The sequence below is a fragment of the Novosphingobium pentaromativorans US6-1 genome, from assembly GCF_000767465.1.
Lineage (GTDB): Bacteria > Pseudomonadota > Alphaproteobacteria > Sphingomonadales > Sphingomonadaceae > Novosphingobium > Novosphingobium pentaromativorans.
In genome coordinates this window covers 1,669,495-1,687,023 of record NZ_CP009291.1, presented here as the reverse complement: position 1 = coordinate 1,687,023, position 17,529 = coordinate 1,669,495, and the positions used below count along the sequence as shown (strand labels likewise).

The window sequence follows — 17,529 nt, the reverse complement described above, 5'->3', positions numbered from 1 at the left end:
CGTGGCGCGGGAATTCATTGAAAGTTCCCAATGTTAATGAACGAAACTCGTCCCGCAATCGCCACAAGTATTGAAAATTGGCAATGTCATGCGCGATCCGCAATTTGCAGTGGTCACCCCGTTCGCGGCATTTCATGGTCCGGCCCATTGACGACGAGGGAGAACACAGTCTCATGCGCATCCATCCTCTTACTGCATCTTACGCAGGTCTCGCGTTGCTGATGGCCACCGCCGCTGCAGCATCCACGACTCCAGCGGTCACCGGCCATATCGCCGGCCCGGACGGCGGCTGGGACTACGCCAGCGTTGATCCGGCGCATGACAGGCTGTACGTGGCCCGTTCCACGAGCGTCACTGTCATCGACTTGCCCAAAGGCAAGGCTCTCCCCTCGATAGGCGCGATTGCCCATAGTCATGCCGTCGTGCCGCTTCCCGGGACGTCCACGCTCATGGTGACCAGCGGCCATGATGATAGCGTGCGCTTTCTGGACACCCGGTCGGGGCGGGAACTGGGCCGGACTGCAGTAGGCAAGGATCCCGACGGCGCGTTCTATTCCGCCAGTCTCAAACTGGCCGTCGTCATGAACGCCAAAGCCGGGACGGTGTCCGAAATCGACCCGAAGGCCATGAAGGTCGTGCGTACCATTACACTCAAGCCGGGCTTGGAATATCCGCAGCAGGGGCCGGGATCTTCGCTGTTTGCGAACAACGAGGACGAGAATGAGCTGGAAACGGCCGATCTCGCCACCGGCAAGCCCGGGAAATCGATCGCCCTGACCGGCTGTGAAGCGCCATCCGGCCTTGCCTATGATGCCAGGTCCGGAATGCTCATCAGCGCCTGCGACAACGGCAAGGCGGCGGTGGTCGATGCAAGATCCCGCAAGCTCGTGAAGCTGCTCGACATCGGCCAGGGACCGGATGCGGTCATTCTCGATGCGGCCCGTCGCAAGGCCTATATTCCTTGTGGACGGGACGGAACGCTCAGCATTATTGCCCTTGATGGCGCGCGGGCGCCTCGCGTGACGGGAGCGGTGAAGACCGAGCCAGGCGCACGCACCGGCGCGCTCGATCCGCGTACCGGAAAACTCTATCTGCCGACCGCGAAATGGGGCGCGGCTCCCGCCGGGCAGCGACCAAAGCCGGTGCCCGGGACATTTCACGTCCTCGTAGTCTCCCTCTCCTAAAGTAATAATAATGTAAATTATATTGATAGTTTGCAATGTTGATTGCTTATCGGCAATAAGTCTCAATTCTGTAATGGATCAATTCTAGCGCCCCAAGTATTGATTTTACGCCACAACCACCAACTTTGGAAAACACTTAGGGGCGCATTTATGAGGTCCGGATCTTTTTTGCTTTTTTCGTCGTCTGTAATCGCTATTCCCTTGGCTGCTGCGCCCGCCTGGGGGGCTGATACGAGCGGTTCCGCGCCGGATGCCGCCAGCGTCAAGGGCGAAACAATCGTGGTGACAGGACAGCGGCTGGCGAAGACTGCTCGCGCAGAACAGAAAAAAGCCATGAATATCCAGAATATTCAATCCGCCGAAACGATCGCGAAATACCCGGACGTCAATTCCGCCGAAGCGCTGAGCCGCATGCCTGGCGTCTCGCTGTCCATCGACACGGCCGAAGGCCGCTACGTGAACATCCGCGGCCTCGACGGCAACTTCAACGGTGCCACCTTTGGCGGCGTCGTACTGCTCAACACCTCGCCCAGCTACACCTATTTCAACGCTGCGGGCCGCGCGGTCGAATTCGATACCGTGCCGATCGGCGCGGTGGACCGGATGATCGTCACCAAGACCGGCCTGCCAGACCATGACGCGGAGGGTATCGGCGGTTCCGTGGAGTTGAGCCCGCGCACCGCCATTGGCGCCAAGCGGCTTTATGCCCATGTCACACTTGGCGGCGGCATCGAAACCGATCAGAACACCGGTCTCTACCGCGATGAAGTGGTCGTCGGCGGCCCGCTGGGCGGCACGAACGCCGATGGCGATGCACCGTTCTCCTTCGTGCTGAGCCAGTTTCTCTACAACGACAAGCGCAGCTTTGACGACCTAGAATCGGCCTATATCAACGATCAGGTGAACGGCACGCCCGACAAGGCCTTCGACGCGCTTGAACTGCGCCGCTACAACTACAATCGCAAGCGCTTCGGCTATTCTGGCGAGTTCGATTTCACGCCGAACAGCGAAAACCGCATATTCCTGCGGGCAAACGTTGCGGGATATAACGAGCGTGTGCTGCGGAACCGCCTTGAAATAGACGGTCTGGGTGACTCGGTTGTCACCGATCCGTCCAATGCCAAGGGCTTTATCGCGACCGGCGCCTCGACCGTCAAAACCCTGCGCGACAGCGACGTCAAGGAACAGAATGTCGTGCTGCAACTGGGTGGCGATCATCATCTGGGCACCGTGCACATCGACTGGTTCGCGGCCTATTCGCGCGCGACCTACAAGAAGTATACGGACTATAACACCGAATTTGCCGGACCGTCCGATCTGACGATTGCATACGACAACACCACAAATCCCGACTATCCGGTGTTCAAGGTCCTGGGTGGTGGCAGCGTTACTGATCCCGCCAACTATGCGCTCGACACCATCAAGAATGCGACGGAAAATTCACGCGACCGCGAATGGTCCTACGCGCTCAATGCCGCAACGCCGCTTCACCTTGCGGCTGACGACGAACTCAAGATCGGCGGCAAGCTGCGCTATCGCGAAAAGATCTCTGCGCCCTATGCCGGCAAGTACGCGTATGACGGCGCGACGCTGCTCCTGAGCGATGCGGCCTCCGGCTCCGCGGTTACCAATTTCTACAACACCGGAACGAACATCGGGCCCAATATCGATACCGGCCAGATGACCAAGCTGTTCAACGGCAGCGGCACGGCTCTCAGCCTCGATACGGGCAGCTACTTCGACGACACCGAGAACATCGCGGCGGCCTACATCCAGTACCGGGCCTCCATTGGCAAACTCGGGATCCTGACCGGCGTCCGCTATGAACATACCAAGGCGATCTATCGCGGCATTGGCGATTCGATCATGAACGGGGCGGTGCAGACAGGTCCGCTTTCCACCCCGCACAGCTACGACAACGTCTTCCCCACGCTGCAGTTGCGCTATCAGGCCATGCCCAACCTGATCGCCCGCGCGACCTACTCCACCGGCATCGCCCGCCCCGGCTTCTATCAGACGCTTCAGGCAACCAGCATCGATGTCGGCGGCGGCGTGGTATCGACCGGGAACCCCGATCTGAAGCCCATGTATGGCCACAGCTTCGACGCCAGCCTGGAATACTACCTGCCCGATAGCGGCATCATTTCGGTCGGTGCCTTCGACAAGGAGATCAAGAGCTTCATCGTCACCCGCGCGGTGCGGGGCAGCTATCCGGGTATCACCGGAACCGCGTTGATCCAGACTTACGAAAATGTCTCTGGTGCCTATGCCCGGGGGATCGAAGCCAACTTCGTCGACAAATTCACGGGATTGCCTGGCCTGCTGGGCGGGCTTGGCATCGACGCCAATCTGACTTACGTGTCCTCTGCGGTAGCGCTGCGCGACGGCGAAGGAAGCGTGGCCATGCCCGGCACTATTCCCTGGTCATGGAATGCCGCTGTCTTCTATGAGCGCGGCCCGGTCCAGCTCCGGCTATCCTCGCAATTCGAAAGCACAGTGCTATTCGGTGTCAGCGACAGCCGGGCGACCGACGTGTTTCAGGACAGCCGCTACACCCTGGATTTCAACGGCAGCTATGACTTCAGCAAGAACGTGCAGTTCTACGCCAATGCGAAGAACCTCACCAATGCACCGCTTCGCTTCTACGAAGGAACGCCCAACCGCCCGATCCAGCGGGAATTCTATGATGTGACGCTGGAAGGCGGTGTGAAATTGCGGTTCTGATCGCCAAATTGTCTGGCAGACCAATCACGGCATCTGCCAGACAAAAAGACAGAGCCCAGCCCTACCCGAACGGGGGCGATTTGCTAGGAAATTCACATCGCCGATTACGCTCTTATGTGATTGACGGCTGATCGCCCATCACGATGCCGGTCTTGGCGCTCAGGTGCATCGGTAAAGCCTGAAACAGGCCAATCAATTGATTGTCGGGTAACGGTCTGAAGATCAAGATGACCACACCGCTTTCATCTTTTTCGATAGTCGTGGGCGAGTAGCCCTGTTCTTGAAGATAATCGACGGCAGCGGCCTCATTCTCGGGCATGACGCTGAATCTCAGCGGGATCGGCTTTGCCATCCTATTTATGTGCCGCCAATTCTGGATGACCGCAACGAAGAAAGGCACGAGCATGATTGACGCGGAACTCAAAGCTTGATTCAAGGCTGCTTTTTTGGGAGGCAGGCTTGAGCAGGGGCGATCTCACAGGAGCAGAATGGCGGGTTCTGAAGGACTTGCTGCCGATCGAGCCTGAAAACTGTGGTCGAGGAAGACGCCCCGAACAGAACCGCTTGGTCATTAACGGCATACTTTGGTGACTTCGTTGTGAAGCGCCATGGCGCGATGTCCCGCCCAAATATGGCAGCTGGAATACCATCTATCGCCGGTTCCGGCGCTGGAGCGAGGCTGGTGTCTGGGAGACCGTTGCCGTAATGCTGGACGAGATCATGGCGGACAGCGGCCACTACAGCATCGACAGTACCACAGTTCGCGCCCACGTCTCGGCAGCGGGCGGAAAAGGGGGACTCATCGACGCGCTCTTGGCCGCTCGCGGGGCGGGTTCACCAGTAACCTTCACTGCTTGGCTGATGCCCTTGGACGACCACTCGCCTTCCACCTGACAGTTGGCGAAGCGGCGGACTGCAAGGCTTATGAAGAGCTGATCGGCCTGCCGGAGCGCACACCGGACGCGTTGCTTGCCGACAAGGGCTACGATGCCGACGCAATCCGGGCCAACCCTGCCGCCCGAAAGATTGAGGCTGTCATACCCGGCCGGTCAAACCGCCGAGTGAAGATCGAGCATGATCAGGCGCTATACAAGCAGCGCAATCGCATCGAGCGCATGTTTGGTCACCTCAAGATCAACCGCGCTATAGCCACTCGCTACGATCAACTGGCCAACAGCTTCCTCGGAATAGGCCATCTCGCCACTGCCAGATACTGGCTCAAATTTGTCCAGGCCGCCTAGCAAACATTCGAATGCCGCAGCGTTATTTGCCCGGACCGACTCTTTGTCATCGGTCCTGCCCAAGTTGCGTCGTACCCATCCGGTGAGCCCCGCCTTGTCCGGTGAGTGAACGACCGGTCTTAAGAGCGCTCGTATGAGCGAGCTTAGGAGCGCAGCATGGGGCAGATCACGGTGATGACGGGGCCGGAGCGGCGACGTCGGTGGCGGGATGAGGAGCGGTTCCAGATCCTGGCCGAAGCCTTCGCACCGGGCGCATGTGTCGCGGACGTGGCACGGCGGTGGGACGTATCGACCAGCCTAATCTACACATGGCGGCGCAATCTGCGGCGCGAACAAGCCGAAGGGGCTGCCCTCCCGATGGCGGACGTGACCTTTGCCCAGGCGGTCCTCGCCGAGGACGAGAAGCCGGACGGCTGTGATCGCTGTGCCGCGATCACCGTTGAACTGGGCGAAGGCCGACTCATTCGCATTTCGGCCGGAGCGCCCGCCGCACTGGTCAGCGCGACCTTGAAGGCGCTGCGGTGATCCCAGCGGGCGCGCGGGTGTGGATCGCCATGGGCCACACGGACATGCGCAAGGGGATGCAGGGGCTGGCCTTGCAGGTCCAGCAGGGCCTGAAGCGCGATCCGCACGGCGGGGACCTGTTCGTGTTTCGCGGGCGAACGGGATCGCTGATCAAGATCATCTGGCACGACGGTATCGGCATGTCGCTCTATTCCAAACGGCTCGAGAAGGGACGCTTCGTGTGGCCTTCGGCGAAGGACGGGATCGTCTCGCTGACCAACGCGCAGTTGTCCTGCCTGCTGGAGGGGATCGACTGGCGTAACCCGCAGTATTCCTGGCGTCCGCAGAGCGCCGGATAGGCCGGGCACTTTCTTCGTCTCCCAGCGCATTTTCGGCTTTAACCCTGCGCCGATCTGTGATTCCATGCTCGTCATGGACACGGCCGCATCGCCTCTCCCGGACGACGTCGAAGCGCTCAAGGCGCTGCTGTCCGCCGCGCTCGAACGCGCCGATGATGCCGAAGCGCGCCTCGCCAATGCCATGGCCCGGGAGAGCGCGACCGAGGCGATGATCGCCCACCTCAAGCTGCAGATCGCCAAGCTGCGCCGCGAGCAATATGGCGCCAGCGCCGAGCGCAGCCGTCGGTTGCTCGATCAACTCGAGCTTCAGCTGGAAGACCTCGAAGCCGATGCCTGCGAGGATGACCTGGCCGCCGAAGTTGCCGCGGCCAGGACAGCCGATGTCGCCGCCTTCGCGCGCAAGCGACCGAGCCGCAAGCCGTTCCCCGAACATCTCCCGCGCGAGCGCGTCGTCATTCCTGCGCCGTGTTCGTGCCCGGCTTGCGGCGGCGCGCGCGTGTCGAAGCTGGGCGAAGACGTGACCGAGACGCTCGAAGTGATCCCGCGCCAGTGGAAGGTGATTCAAACGGTGCGCGAGAAGTTTTCGTGCCGGGATTGCGAGGCGATCACGCAGCCCCCGGCGCCGTTCCATGTCGTGCCGCGCGGATGGGCCGGGCCCAGTTTCCTCGCCATGCTGCTGTTCGAGAAGTATGGCCAGCACCAGCCCCTCAACCGCCAGGCCGAGCGCTTCGCGCGCGAAGGCGTGGCGCTCAGCACCTCGACGCTGGCCGACCAGGTGGGCGCGGCGGCTTTCGCCCTGATGCCGCTCTATCGACGGATCGAAGCCCACGTGCTTGCAGCCCGGCGCCTGCATGGCGACGATACGACCGTGCCGGTCCTGGCCAAAGGCAAGACCGATACCGCGCGGTTGTGGGTCTACGTCCGCGATGACCGGCCCTTTGCCGGCAGCGATCCGCCCGCCACCCTGTTCCACTATTCTCGCGATCGGCGCGGCGAGCATCCTCGGGCGCACCTGGCGTCCTGGGCAGGGATTCTGCAGGCCGATGCCTATGGCGGCTATAACGAGCTCTACGCGCCCGGTCGTCAGCCTGCGCCCGTGATCGAGGCGGGCTGCTTTGCGCACGCGCGGCGCAAGTTCTTCGAACTGGCTGACGTCGAGGCTGCCGCGCGCAGGAAGAGCCGCGGCGAGCGCTCCGGCATGATGTATCCGATCGCGCTGGAAGCCGTGCAGCGCCTCGATGCCCTGTTCGAGATCGAGCGTAGCATCAGCGGCAAGGCGACCGAAGAGCGCCTCGCCGTCCGGCAGGGCCTCAGCGCACCGCTGATGGCGGATCTGCACGCCTGGCTCACCGCCCAGCTCGCGAAGCTCTCGCGCAGCCACGATCTGGCCAAGGCCATCAATTACATGCTCCGGCGTTGGGGTGCCTTCACCCGGTTCCTCGAAGATGGCCGGATCTGCCTCACGAACAACGCGGCCGAGCGGGCGCTGCGCTGCGTGCCCCTTGGGCGCAAGGCATGGCTGTTCTGCGGCTCCGATCGCGGCGGACAGCGTGCGGCCGTGCTCTACACGCTGATCCATACCGCCCGGCTCAACGACGTCGATCCGCAGGCCTGGCTGGCCGATGTCCTCGCGCGCATCGCGGAGCATCCCGTCAACCGGATCGACGAGCTGCTTCCCTGGAACTGGCAAGTCCGGCCCGGAGTGCTATCGCAGGTGGCATGACCGCCCGATCGACAGACAGGCCCACAGCCATCGACAGTTTCCTGCAGATCGCAACGCTGCGCATCGAGCTTAAGGACAGCGATCCGCCGATCTGGCGATTGGTCGAAGTGCCGACCTCGGTCACTCTCAAGGTCCTGCACGACATCGTCCAGGCCGCGATGGGGTGGTTCGACTACCATCTCTGGGAGATGCTCATTGACGGCCAGACTTATGGCCTGCCGATGGAAGACGACTGGGGAACAGCTCCGCGCAAGATTGCCGCGCGCATCCGCCTGCGCGACGTACTCGCTCCCGGCACAACCACGATCGCGTATTCCTACGACTTTGGTGACGACTGGCAGCACACGCTCACCCTGAGCGATGTTCGACAGGGGGACCCGGCTCTCGCCTATCCCCGCTTCATCGGCGGCGAGCGCGAGTGCCCACCCGAGGATTGCGGCGGGATCTCCGGCTTCTACGACATGCTGGAGATCAGGTCCGATCCCACGCACGAGCAGCATGCCGAAATCAACGACTGGCTCGATGGCTACGATCCGGAAGAACTCGACATCTTGCCGATCGAAGCCGCACTCTCGCGTATCGCCGCCAGGCGAAACGCTGCAGCAAAGCGCATCGTCAAGCCGAACGCGACCTAGCCACGGTCGCTGCGGCCTTCACCGGATGGGTACGTTGCGTCGCCCCAAGGACAGACATATATCCGACCTACATCGTGGACGGTCGATGCAAAGCAATGCCGGACGAAATGGAACGGCTCCTTTTGGAGCTGATGCCTTTGGACCTTCAAAGTGGCTTCCAGGTTACCACGCGAAAGAGATAGAAGGCCACAAAGGCGCCCACGACGATGTTTGAGACGGGGTTCAGATATCCCTGAACAGCCTTGTATTGCTCGCCGAGCAAGTAGCCTGCCGCTGTCAGCAGTGCTGTCCAGGCGGCAGTGCCCAGACTTGAAAAGAGCAGGAACCGGTCGAGCCGCATTTCGAACAGACCGGCAGGCACGGAAATCAGTGTACGCACGGCCGGAACCAACCGCCCCATCAGCACGGCCTTTTCATTATGGCGATCGAACCAGGTGTTGACCTTGTCGATGTCCGATGCGTTTAGCGTCAACAAGCGCCCGTGCCGACCCGCCCAGCGCTTCAGCCGGTCCTCGCCGATCCAGCGGCCGAGAAAATACCAAAGGCTCGCTCCGACCAGCGAACCGATGCTGCCAGACAGGATGACGAGAACTATGTTCATATCGCCCCGAGCCGCATCGAATCCGGCAAGCGGCATGATCAGCTCAGAGGGAATGGGCGGAAAGACGTTTTCCAGAAACATCAGCAATGCGATGCCGGCATAGCCGAACTGATCGAGCAGGTGTGTGATCGAGCCGAACATTACAGGGGCCGCAGCCAGCGGATACGATCGAACGGAAACGAGCGCCAACAGTTTGTCTGCACCATGGTCAGCTAGCCGCGGACTTGGTGAAATAGTTCTCCAATTCGTCGACAAGATCGAGCTCTCGTGTAGAAGCTTGTTGCAGCATCTTGCTGTCCTGCGACGAAACCGCGCTGGTCATGTCGGAAAGAGCAGTCTGCATATCGGCTGCGACTTTCTTCGTATGCACTTGATCGGATATTTCTCCCCAACGCTGCTTTGCAAAGCCAAGGGCGCTTGCAATGTCCGTCCAACGGGCCGGCGAGGCCTTGAGATCAGCCTGTATCCTGAAGCCGGCATAATCGAGCAGGCTCACTTGTTGCGGGACGATCGTCCTGCCCTGCACATTCGAAACCAGCGTCCGGTATCCTTCGACCGCAGCGAGCGCGACGTCCGCACGCTTGTCAGCATTTTGTGCCTTGCCTATCTCGTCAAGACGGACCTGCAGATCCTGCGCCGCAGCCGGCGGCAGCTGCGACATCACATGCTTCGCAGAGGAACGCGCCGTAGCAATCAACTGGCTGAGTTCGTCGGAACCGGCCGAGAAAGACGATTCCGTGAGATTTTCGAACGGTTCGGCCGCTGCCAGAAGTTTGTGATTTGCAGTGTCCAAGCCCGTGCTCGTCGAAGGCACAGGCAGCGTTGAACTCTGAGCCGTATTGCTCGTATTCTGAGTTTTCGATTCGCCACCGCACCCGGCGAGTGCTGTGGCCAGTCCAATGGCGAGTGCGCCATGCGCGAATTTCCGCATCCTGTGTCTCCTGACATGCTGACCGGACCGATCTCTCCGCCCGGCGCTGCGCTGAAATCGCAGGATGAATGCAGGCGCGAGCGGTCGGGAACAATCAATGTAGCTCGACATCATAACCCCGACTGACCTCACCCCGTTCCAAGGTTGGGAAATTGTAAACCAAGGCTCGTCATTCCCGCGACGTGCCCGAATTTCGGCTTCTACCGAGCCCATTGCGAGCCGCAGATGTAACGCGTGACGAAGCCTGCAGCAGGGCAGGCAAGAACAGCAGAACCAAGGGCACTGCGGCAGTCAGGCCGAAGATAATCGCCGTAGCGAGCGGACGCTGCAGACCCGCCCCCCGGCTCATCCCCAGCGCCAGCGGGCTGAGCGTGAGAACCGCGATCAAGGCGGACATCAGGATCGGCCGCAGGCGCTTGGAACCGGCTTCGTGCAGCGCGGCGAGGTCGACGGGGCGCTCGGGATCGATTTCCGCGAAGAAGAACACGATCAGTTCAGTGACCATGCCCACGACCATGGTCAGTCCCATCAGCGCGGAGATGTCGAGTTCGATGCCGGTGATCCAAAGACCGCACAGGACGATTGCAGCTGACATCAACACAGTGGTGAGTGCAGCAAGAGTCCAGCCGATGCGCTCGTAGAGCAGGGTCAACAGCAGGGCCGAGAGAAGCAGCGCGGCCGCGAAGACGATCGCGAGGTCCGTGAAGCTCTTCTGCTGCTGGGCATACATGCCGCCATATTCAACGCGGATCGAGCGCGGCATATTCAGGCCCGAGACCGTCTTGCGAACTTCCTGCATCGCCGATCCGAGATCGCGCCCTTCCAGCCGGGCGGTGACGTCGATGAAGGGGGCCAGATCCTCGCGCGTGCGCTGCTTCTGCCCGGCGAGGATCGAGACATCCGCGATCTGGCTGACACGTACGGTATGGCCATCGGGCGCCGTAATTGGCAATTCACCGATCTGGCTCGCCCGCTCGCGCACATCGGCCGGCCCCCGCACGCGAACACCGATAAGCTGCTCGCCGACGCGCACCTGGGTCGACTGGGTGCCGCCCACCAGCGCCTCAAGCTGGTTTCCGAGCGTTTCGGGATCCAGTCCCTGCTGCAGCGCGGCGCCGGGATTGACCTTTACCGCGATGGCGTCTCCGGCGACGCGCAGGCCGTCGACCACTTCGCCGACGCCGTTGATCTTGCCGATGGCATCGCCGACCTTCTTTGCCGATGCCGCAAGTTCCTTGGGATTGTCGCCGAAGAGCTTGATTTCGATGGGTTGCGGGACGGCTGTCAGATCTCCGATCAGGTCTTCCATCAGCTGCGCGGTTTCAATCTGAAGGCCGGGGACCCGATTGTCTATCTTGTGCCGGATCTCGTCCATCACCTGCCAGATCGGCCGGCGCGAACCGCCCTTGAGCCGGATGAAATAGTCGCCTTCGTCCGCTTCGGTCAGGCCGCCGCCGAGCTGCGCGCCGGTGCGCCGCGAATAGCTGGCCACTTCCGGTGTGTTCTGGATGATCTGTTCGACCTGCTTGAGCAGGTGGTTGGTATCGTGAAGCGCCGCGCCGGGCTGCGCCTTGTAGTCGAGGATGAAGCCACCCTCGTCCATCTTGGGCATGAAGCCTGAAGGCACGTGCTTGTAGGAATAGTATCCTCCGGCAGCGAGACCGATCCCGACGATGGCGACGAACAGCAGCGGGCGCGCAAATGTGCGGTTGAACGCGCGATCGTAGGTACGCGTGATCCAGCCCATGAAGCCGCCCGCGTTTTCCGCGGCCTCGGCATCCTTGGGCCTGAGCCAGTGTGCGGCCAGCAGCGGTATCAGGAACCGCGCGTAGACCAGCGAGATGGCAAGGGCGGCCACCATGGTGATGGCAAGCGCCTTGAAAAAGCCGCCGGTGACCCCGGAAATGAATGCAAGCGGCAGGAACACGACGATCGTCGCGCCGGTCGATCCGAACAAAGGCTTGCCCATTTCAGCCGCGGCCGAGAGCAGGCCGGGGGTGTCAGTTGCCTCGCCTTCCTGCATGCGGCGCATCATGTGTTCGAGCATGACCACCGCATCGTCGATGATCAGACCCACGGCGGCCGCCATGCCGCCCAGCGTCATCATGTCGAAGTGCATTCCCAGGGCAAACAGCACGACGCAGGTTCCCGCCAAGACGGCAGGGAGAACCGCAGCGGTAATCGCCATTAGCCGCACCGAACGCAGGAACACGAACAGGACCAGTCCGGCCAGCACTGCGCCAATCAGGATTGCATCGCGCACGGCATTGGCAGCGCCCGTGACGAGTTGCGACTGATCGTAGAACGGCGTCACTTTCACACTGGGCGGCAAGCCCAGTGTCTTCATCTTCGCCGCGACGTCGTGTGCGACCTGCACCGTATCGCCATTGAAGGTCTGGCGCACATTGATCAGCACTGCATTCTGGCCGTTAGACGTCACGAGCGTGTAGTTTGGTTCCACGGCGGAGCGAACGCTGGCCACGTCACCGACGGTCACCAGCCCGCCACCGGGCATGGCGCCTGCACGGATCGGCGTTGCGGCGATGTCCGCCGCATCTTTCAGCCGGTTCTGCACCAGCAGCAGGTAGAGCCGGTGACGGTCCTGCAGACGGCCCGCACCGCGCACGACATTGGCCTTGCTCAGCGCCGTGCTGACGTCGTCCGGGCTCAGGCCAAGCGCGGTCAGCTTGGCGGGATCGACATCGACCTCGAACGTGCGCGGCGATCCGCCAAGGATGTCGACGGCCGCCACGCCGGTGATCCCTGTAAGCGCGGGCCGAACCTTGAGAACCGCGATCTGGCGCAGCGCCTCCTGATCGAGATTGGGCGAGGTTAGCGCGATGCCATAGACGGGAAATACCGTCGGGTCCGCTCGCCAGGCATCGTAGCGCGTACCTGAAGGCAAGTCGGGCTGGATCGTCGCCAGCATGCCCTGCACGGCGAGCAACGCGCGCGGCATGTTGTGGCCCCAGTTGAAGTTCAACTGGATTTCCGCCGAGCCACGGCTGGTGGTCGAACGGATACGCGTCACTCCCGGCACCGATCGCAGCGCGATCTCCATTGGCCGGGTGATCGCCGCCTCCATCTGCGCGGCATCGCGTTCACCAGCATCAATAGACACGACCACGCGGGGATAGTCGATCTGCGGGAACAGGCTGACAGGAAGCTTGAGCGCACCGAACACGCCGCCCAGCGTCAGCAGGATCATCGCGAGCCATAGCGCACGGGCATGGCGAGAAAGGCGCGACTTCACTTGGTGCGCACCTTCATGCCGTCCTCGACGCCGGTGCCGCCTGCCGTCACGACCTTGTCTCCGGTCGATACGCCCTTGGTGATGGCCACGCGCTTGTCGTTCGCAGCGCCGACCGTCACATCGTGCCGGTGCGCCACGCCGTTCTTGACGACATAGACGTAGGGCTGACCGCCGTCGTCGAGCAAAGCGTCGTAGGGCACAGTCGTACCGCTATCGACCTGTTCCAGCGCAACCTGCCCCGAGAGTACCTGCCCGGTTTCGATACCGGCCGTAGAAGGCAGTCGCACATAGAGGGAAGCTAGGCGGGTCTGCGGATCGACGGCAGGATCGACGGCAACGATCGGTACCGTGCGCGAGGCCTCGCCGCCATTCGTCTGCAAAGTCACTCCGGCAGACCGCGACAAGCGCGCCAGGAGCGCCGGCGAAATACCGAAGCGCGCCCGCAAGGAACCTTTGCGGCTGATTGTGGCCACGGTCGTGCCAGACCCGATGAGGTCACCCGGTGTTGCGCTGATCGTCTGAACATATCCGGCGCCCGGCGCACGCAAGGCGAGCTGTTTCGTCTGCGTCGAAAGCGCCCGCTTCGCGGCCAGCGCATTGGCAGCCGCAGACCGCGCGCTTTCGACATCGGCATCACTGGCCAGACCGTCGGCACGCAGGCGCTTGGCACGTTCATAAGCCTGTTGTGCGGTGGCAGCGCCGGCAGAGGCCTGTGTCATCTGCGCATGCGTAGTAGGGCTGGGCGTGAGAGCCACCACAAGATCGCCGCTCGAAACGGCAGTCCCGCCCGGCGCGGCGATGCGCTGCACCGTCGCTTCAACCGGCGCCACCAGATTGTACTGCGTCTCCGCGTTCCGCTCGACTGCGCCATAGACCTGCTCGGTGCTGGCGACACCGCCGCTCCGCGCCGTTGCCAGCGAGACGAGGGCCTCCGGCTGGCTCTGCTTGTTCGAGGGCGACGAGCCCGAGCATCCGGCAAGCGCAAGCGTCGCCGCCATTGCGGGAAGTAGGAATTTCATCGGGGCCATGCCTCCCTCGGCGTGCCGGTTAGCAATTCGAGCGCAATCATCTGCTCGGACAAATCCTGTTCAGCCTGAACGATTTGCATGCGCCGATCGCGCAGTGCCTGCAGCGTCGACTGGGCGGTGTCCCAGGACAGATCGCCCCGGTCTGCCGCCCGCTTCGACGCGGCGGCCTGTCGCTCCAGTTCATCAAGCCCCGCAAGCGCCTTTGCCCGCCGCTGGCGCGCGATGGTTATTCCCGCCTCAGCTTCGGCAATATCCGATCGGGTCTGGAACAGCCGTGCGTCGTATTCGGCCTGCAACGCATCGCGAGTGGCCCTCTCGACCGCGATGGTGCCGCGATTACGGTTCCACAGCGGCAGTGTGAAATCCACCGCTGGGCCCACGAGCATGTTGCCTGCGGAATCGCGCTGGCCATTCAGTGTCAGCGTGAGATTGGGAAACTGCTCAAGAACGGCGCGATGGACGGTGGCCTCCTGCGCGGCGTAGCCCTGACGCAGCGCTGCAAGGTCCGGCCTGTTCTCTCTGGCCAACACGAAAAGCTGTATAGACGAGGGCGGCGCTGCGTCAGGCACCCCCTGGTCCGCCAGCCGCACTGCGGTTCCGGGAGGAAGCCCCAGCCGGCGAAGCAACTGAGCCTGTGCGGCCGCGAGATTCTTTTTTGCCGTCTGCAGGGTATCGTTGGCATTGAGCACAGCAAGGCGGGCCGCCTGCAGCCGGCTGGCGGCCAGGTCGCCGCGTGTTGCAGCCCGTACGATGCGATCCAGCAGAGACTGCGCTGCCTCCTGCGACGCCCTCGCCAGCGCAAGGCGCCGGTCGAGCGCTTCGATCCGTACGGCCTGCAGACGCGCATCACCTGCCGCTTGCCATTCCGCCCAAGCAAGATCGAGCCGGACAGACCGTGCCTGCGCCTGCGCTTCGGTGCGTCTTACCGCTCGCGTGCGCAGGGCGTTGAGATCGAAACCGAGCGCGCCCGACACATCGAGCAGCGAGTCCGGGCCGCTCACCACGCTGTTGGCTCCGGTCGAGAACGTCGGATCGGGCAAGAGCCCGGCAGCGAAGACCTGTGCGTCCGACACGCCCGCTCGCGTGCGCTGTGCCACAAGATCGGGATCATTGGTCACCGTAATCGCGGCGATGGCATCCGGCGTGAGCGGAGCGGCCAGATCGACATTCACCGGAGCCAGCCACGGGCGCTGCACAGCGCTGGCACGCTTCTCCAGCACCGCGGCGACCGGCGTAGACAGCACCACGGATTCTGAGGATAGCGGCTGCGGCGTATAGCTCGCACAGCCAGCCAGCAGCGCGATCGCCAGAAGAGAAAGCCGCTTCATGCCGCTTGCCTTTCGAAAACAAGCACTGCCTTCAAGCCGGGCCGCGCGTCGCGCAGTTCGAAGCGCGCGCCATGAGCCTCGGCGATGGCTCGCGCGAGGCTGAGGCCGAGACCGTTGCCCGGCGTCGAGCGCGCGCTTTCCAGACGCACGAAGCGTTCGAGAACGCGCTTGCGATCGGTCTCGGCTATGCCTGGCCCGTTGTCACAAACGAAGAGCGCGGGCTTGCCGTCCTCGAAATCCGCACCGATCTCGATCACGGTGCCGGCAGGGGTGTGACGAAGCGCATTTTGAAGAAGATTGATCAGCGCCTGCGCCAGCAGCTCCCGGTCCCCTTCCGCGAACACCTCACTGCGCAGCCCGGTGACGCGCAGGGCATGTCCGCTATCCTCGGCAAGAGGAAGGTGGGCCTCTTCCAGTTCCGCTACCAGTCGCGTCAGATCCAGGGTCTGGAAATGGCGTTTGAGATCGGCCTGTTCGAGTTCCGAAATGCGCAGGATCGCGGCGAAGAGATTCAGTATCTCGTCACTCTTGTCGATCGCGGCCTGGATTCTTGCGTCGCGCTCAGGGCCGTCGGTGTCCTGCAGGTACTCCAGATCGCGCCGCAGGTGTGACAGCGGTGTCCGCATATCGTGCGCAAGGTCTGAGGTGACTTGCTGGAGATTGCGCAGCAGCGCCTCGATCCTTTCGAGCATGCCATTGATCGCGGCCGCCAACTGATCGAACTCGTCGGCATGCTCGCCTACACGGGCGCGCTGCGAAAGATTGCCCCCGGCAAAGCCCTGCGACACCGCGGCAATCCGGTCCAGACGTCGCTTGAGGTAGCTCCCGAGGACAGTGGCGAAGAGCGCGCTAATGACAAGGATGCCCAGAAAACCGAGCGCGAATGCCGTCAGTATGGTCTCATCAATGCGCTCGACCGGTTCCAGATCGGCTGCCACTACAAGCCGCGTGCCATCGGCAAGCTCTGCCGTGAACGAGCGCGCGGGATCGGGACCTTCGACGGGATCGTGAAAGACGATGCGGTGCCAGCCCGGTGCCGGCATTGATGTATCCAGCTTGCCCGCGATCCGTTGCCCGTCTGGTGCGAACACGGCGAAGCCCAACGACTTGGTGGCGCTCTTTTCGCGAACGGCAATCGCTTCGATCAACCCTGCCGGCCCTTCATCGTCGAATTCGGCATGGAGCGAGGCACTCGCCTGCTCGATAGACATGTCCAATTGACGCTCGAAGGCATTGTGTGCGGCTAAATAGACCGCGAGCCCCACCAGTGCCGTCGCCAGCGAGAATGCGAGCGCCGAAAGGATGGCGATCCGGTATGCCGCGCTGCGCGGTAACAGCTTCATTGCGCGCGCACCCGGTATCCGACACCGCGCCGCGTCTCGATCCAGTCATCAAGGCCGCCCTCGTTGAGCTTCGAACGCAAGCGGCTCATGTGCGTTTCGACGATCTTGGTCTGCGGATCGAAATGGAAATCCCACACGCGTTCCAGCAGCATGGTGCGCGTAACGAACTCGCCCGGATGCCGCATCAGTTCCTCCAGCAGCCGGAATTCCTTCGGCTGCAGCAGAACAACCACGCCATTGCGGCGCACGTCGCGGGCCAGAAGGTCCATCACGATGGGCCCGGCACAAAGCCGGGTCTCTGTCTGCTGGGGCGCTCTGCGCCGGACCTGAGCATTCACGCGCGCGACCAGCTCGCTGAAGGCAAAGGGCTTGGTCAGGTAATCGTCGGCGCCTGCGTCCAGACCGCCTACACGATCCTCGATCCGGGCCAATGCGGTGAGCATGATTGCCGGCGTTTCATTTCCGGCAGCACGCAGGCAGCGCAGCACTTCCAATCCGTCGCGGATCGGCATCATGCGATCGAGGATCATGATCTCGAAATTCTCGGTCAGCCCGAGATGAAGCGCATCGTCGCCATTCCCGGCCACCACGACGGTATGCCCGAGTTCGGCAAGCCCCCGTTCGATGAACCGGGCTGTCTCTACGTCGTCTTCGGCAATCAGGATGCGCATAGGT

General features: G+C 62.4%; 15 protein-coding genes. 7 read left to right on the top strand and 8 right to left on the bottom strand.

Annotated elements, in window-relative coordinates:
* Positions 1-134 precede the first annotated feature (134 nt).
* Complete coding sequence (locus JI59_RS07755) at positions 135-1,184, top strand: YncE family protein (RefSeq protein WP_239000603.1); 1,050 nt, start codon at positions 135-137, stop codon at positions 1,182-1,184.
* Positions 1,185-1,334: 150 nt separating this feature from the next.
* A complete protein-coding gene (locus tag JI59_RS07750) occupies positions 1,335-3,908 on the top strand; it encodes a TonB-dependent receptor (protein WP_081473975.1) in 2,574 nt (857 codons plus the stop codon).
* 112 nt (positions 3,909-4,020) lie between these two features.
* Here the strand turns inward: JI59_RS07750 and JI59_RS07745 are convergent, their stop codons facing one another.
* Positions 4,021-4,227 (bottom strand): hypothetical protein, encoded by a 207-nt coding sequence (locus JI59_RS07745; RefSeq protein WP_007013325.1) that lies wholly within the window; start codon positions 4,225-4,227, stop codon positions 4,021-4,023.
* 349 nt (positions 4,228-4,576) lie between these two features.
* Here JI59_RS07745 and JI59_RS26730 point away from each other — a divergent pair, with 349 nt between their 5' ends.
* From JI59_RS26730 to JI59_RS07720, 5 genes are all read left to right on the top strand, one after another.
* Positions 4,577-5,149 (top strand): IS5 family transposase, encoded by a 573-nt coding sequence (locus JI59_RS26730; protein ID WP_338042180.1) that lies wholly within the window; start codon positions 4,577-4,579, stop codon positions 5,147-5,149.
* Between the two features lie 156 nt (positions 5,150-5,305).
* Positions 5,306-5,674 (top strand): IS66-like element accessory protein TnpA, encoded by a 369-nt coding sequence (gene tnpA / locus JI59_RS07735; RefSeq protein WP_007013328.1) that lies wholly within the window; start codon positions 5,306-5,308, stop codon positions 5,672-5,674.
* On the top strand, positions 5,671-6,012 hold the full coding sequence (gene tnpB, locus JI59_RS07730) for an IS66 family insertion sequence element accessory protein TnpB (protein WP_079731921.1): 342 nt from the start codon (positions 5,671-5,673) through the stop codon (positions 6,010-6,012). The genes tnpA and tnpB overlap by 4 nt, the downstream gene beginning before the upstream one ends.
* 73 nt (positions 6,013-6,085) lie before the next feature.
* The gene (gene tnpC, locus JI59_RS07725; protein WP_038577262.1) at positions 6,086-7,735 is read left to right on the top strand and encodes an IS66 family transposase; all 1,650 of its coding nucleotides are present in this window, start codon (positions 6,086-6,088) and stop codon (positions 7,733-7,735) included.
* Entirely contained in the window at positions 7,732-8,370 is a 639-nt protein-coding gene (locus JI59_RS07720; RefSeq protein ID WP_007013331.1) for a plasmid pRiA4b ORF-3 family protein, read from the top strand. Before tnpC ends, JI59_RS07720 begins: the two co-directional genes overlap by 4 nt.
* A gap of 145 nt (positions 8,371-8,515) precedes the next feature.
* On the opposite strand, the gene JI59_RS07715 is transcribed toward JI59_RS07720, so the two are convergent.
* From JI59_RS07715 to JI59_RS07685, 7 genes are all read right to left on the bottom strand, one after another.
* Positions 8,516-9,112 (bottom strand): DedA family protein, encoded by a 597-nt coding sequence (locus JI59_RS07715; RefSeq protein ID WP_007013332.1) that lies wholly within the window; start codon positions 9,110-9,112, stop codon positions 8,516-8,518.
* 67 nt (positions 9,113-9,179) lie between these two features.
* The gene (locus JI59_RS07710; protein ID WP_038575774.1) at positions 9,180-9,902 is read right to left on the bottom strand and encodes a hypothetical protein; all 723 of its coding nucleotides are present in this window, start codon (positions 9,900-9,902) and stop codon (positions 9,180-9,182) included.
* Positions 9,903-10,071: 169 nt separating this feature from the next.
* A complete protein-coding gene (locus JI59_RS07705; RefSeq protein ID WP_007013335.1) occupies positions 10,072-13,155 on the bottom strand; it encodes an efflux RND transporter permease subunit in 3,084 nt (1,027 codons plus the stop codon).
* Complete coding sequence (locus JI59_RS07700) at positions 13,152-14,174, bottom strand: efflux RND transporter periplasmic adaptor subunit (RefSeq protein ID WP_160289726.1); 1,023 nt, start codon at positions 14,172-14,174, stop codon at positions 13,152-13,154. The genes JI59_RS07705 and JI59_RS07700 overlap by 4 nt, the downstream gene beginning before the upstream one ends.
* Positions 14,171-15,511: a TolC family protein gene (locus JI59_RS07695; protein WP_007013337.1), complete on the bottom strand. Its 1,341-nt coding sequence runs from the start codon at positions 15,509-15,511 to the stop codon at positions 14,171-14,173. The genes JI59_RS07700 and JI59_RS07695 overlap by 4 nt, the downstream gene beginning before the upstream one ends.
* A complete protein-coding gene (locus tag JI59_RS07690) occupies positions 15,508-16,854 on the bottom strand; it encodes a sensor histidine kinase (RefSeq protein WP_007013338.1) in 1,347 nt (448 codons plus the stop codon). Before JI59_RS07690 ends, JI59_RS07695 begins: the two co-directional genes overlap by 4 nt.
* Positions 16,851-17,525 carry a response regulator transcription factor gene (locus tag JI59_RS07685; RefSeq protein ID WP_007013339.1) on the bottom strand — a complete coding sequence of 225 codons (675 nt, stop codon included), beginning with the start codon at positions 17,523-17,525 and terminating at the stop codon, positions 16,851-16,853. Before JI59_RS07685 ends, JI59_RS07690 begins: the two co-directional genes overlap by 4 nt.
* Positions 17,526-17,529 lie beyond the last annotated feature (4 nt).

What these genes read in the sequence shown, in the direction of transcription:
- JI59_RS07695 (WP_007013337.1), bottom strand. Translation starts at nt 15,511, where the DNA reads ATGAAGCGGCTTTCTCTTCTGGCGATCGCGCTGCTGGCTGGCTGTGCG.
- JI59_RS07715 (WP_007013332.1), bottom strand. Translation starts at nt 9,112, where the DNA reads ATGTTCGGCTCGATCACACACCTGCTCGATCAGTTCGGCTATGCCGGC.
- tnpA (WP_007013328.1), top strand. Translation starts at nt 5,306, where the DNA reads ATGGGGCAGATCACGGTGATGACGGGGCCGGAGCGGCGACGTCGGTGG.
- JI59_RS07690 (WP_007013338.1), bottom strand. Translation starts at nt 16,854, where the DNA reads ATGAAGCTGTTACCGCGCAGCGCGGCATACCGGATCGCCATCCTTTCG.
- JI59_RS07685 (WP_007013339.1), bottom strand. Translation starts at nt 17,525, where the DNA reads ATGCGCATCCTGATTGCCGAAGACGACGTAGAGACAGCCCGGTTCATC.
- JI59_RS07710 (WP_038575774.1), bottom strand. Translation starts at nt 9,902, where the DNA reads ATGCGGAAATTCGCGCATGGCGCACTCGCCATTGGACTGGCCACAGCA.
- JI59_RS07700 (WP_160289726.1), bottom strand. Translation starts at nt 14,174, where the DNA reads ATGAAATTCCTACTTCCCGCAATGGCGGCGACGCTTGCGCTTGCCGGA.
- JI59_RS07720 (WP_007013331.1), top strand. Translation starts at nt 7,732, where the DNA reads ATGACCGCCCGATCGACAGACAGGCCCACAGCCATCGACAGTTTCCTG.
- JI59_RS07755 (WP_239000603.1), top strand. Translation starts at nt 135, where the DNA reads ATGGTCCGGCCCATTGACGACGAGGGAGAACACAGTCTCATGCGCATC.
- JI59_RS07750 (WP_081473975.1), top strand. Translation starts at nt 1,335, where the DNA reads ATGAGGTCCGGATCTTTTTTGCTTTTTTCGTCGTCTGTAATCGCTATT.
- tnpC (WP_038577262.1), top strand. Translation starts at nt 6,086, where the DNA reads ATGGACACGGCCGCATCGCCTCTCCCGGACGACGTCGAAGCGCTCAAG.
- JI59_RS07745 (WP_007013325.1), bottom strand. Translation starts at nt 4,227, where the DNA reads ATGCCCGAGAATGAGGCCGCTGCCGTCGATTATCTTCAAGAACAGGGC.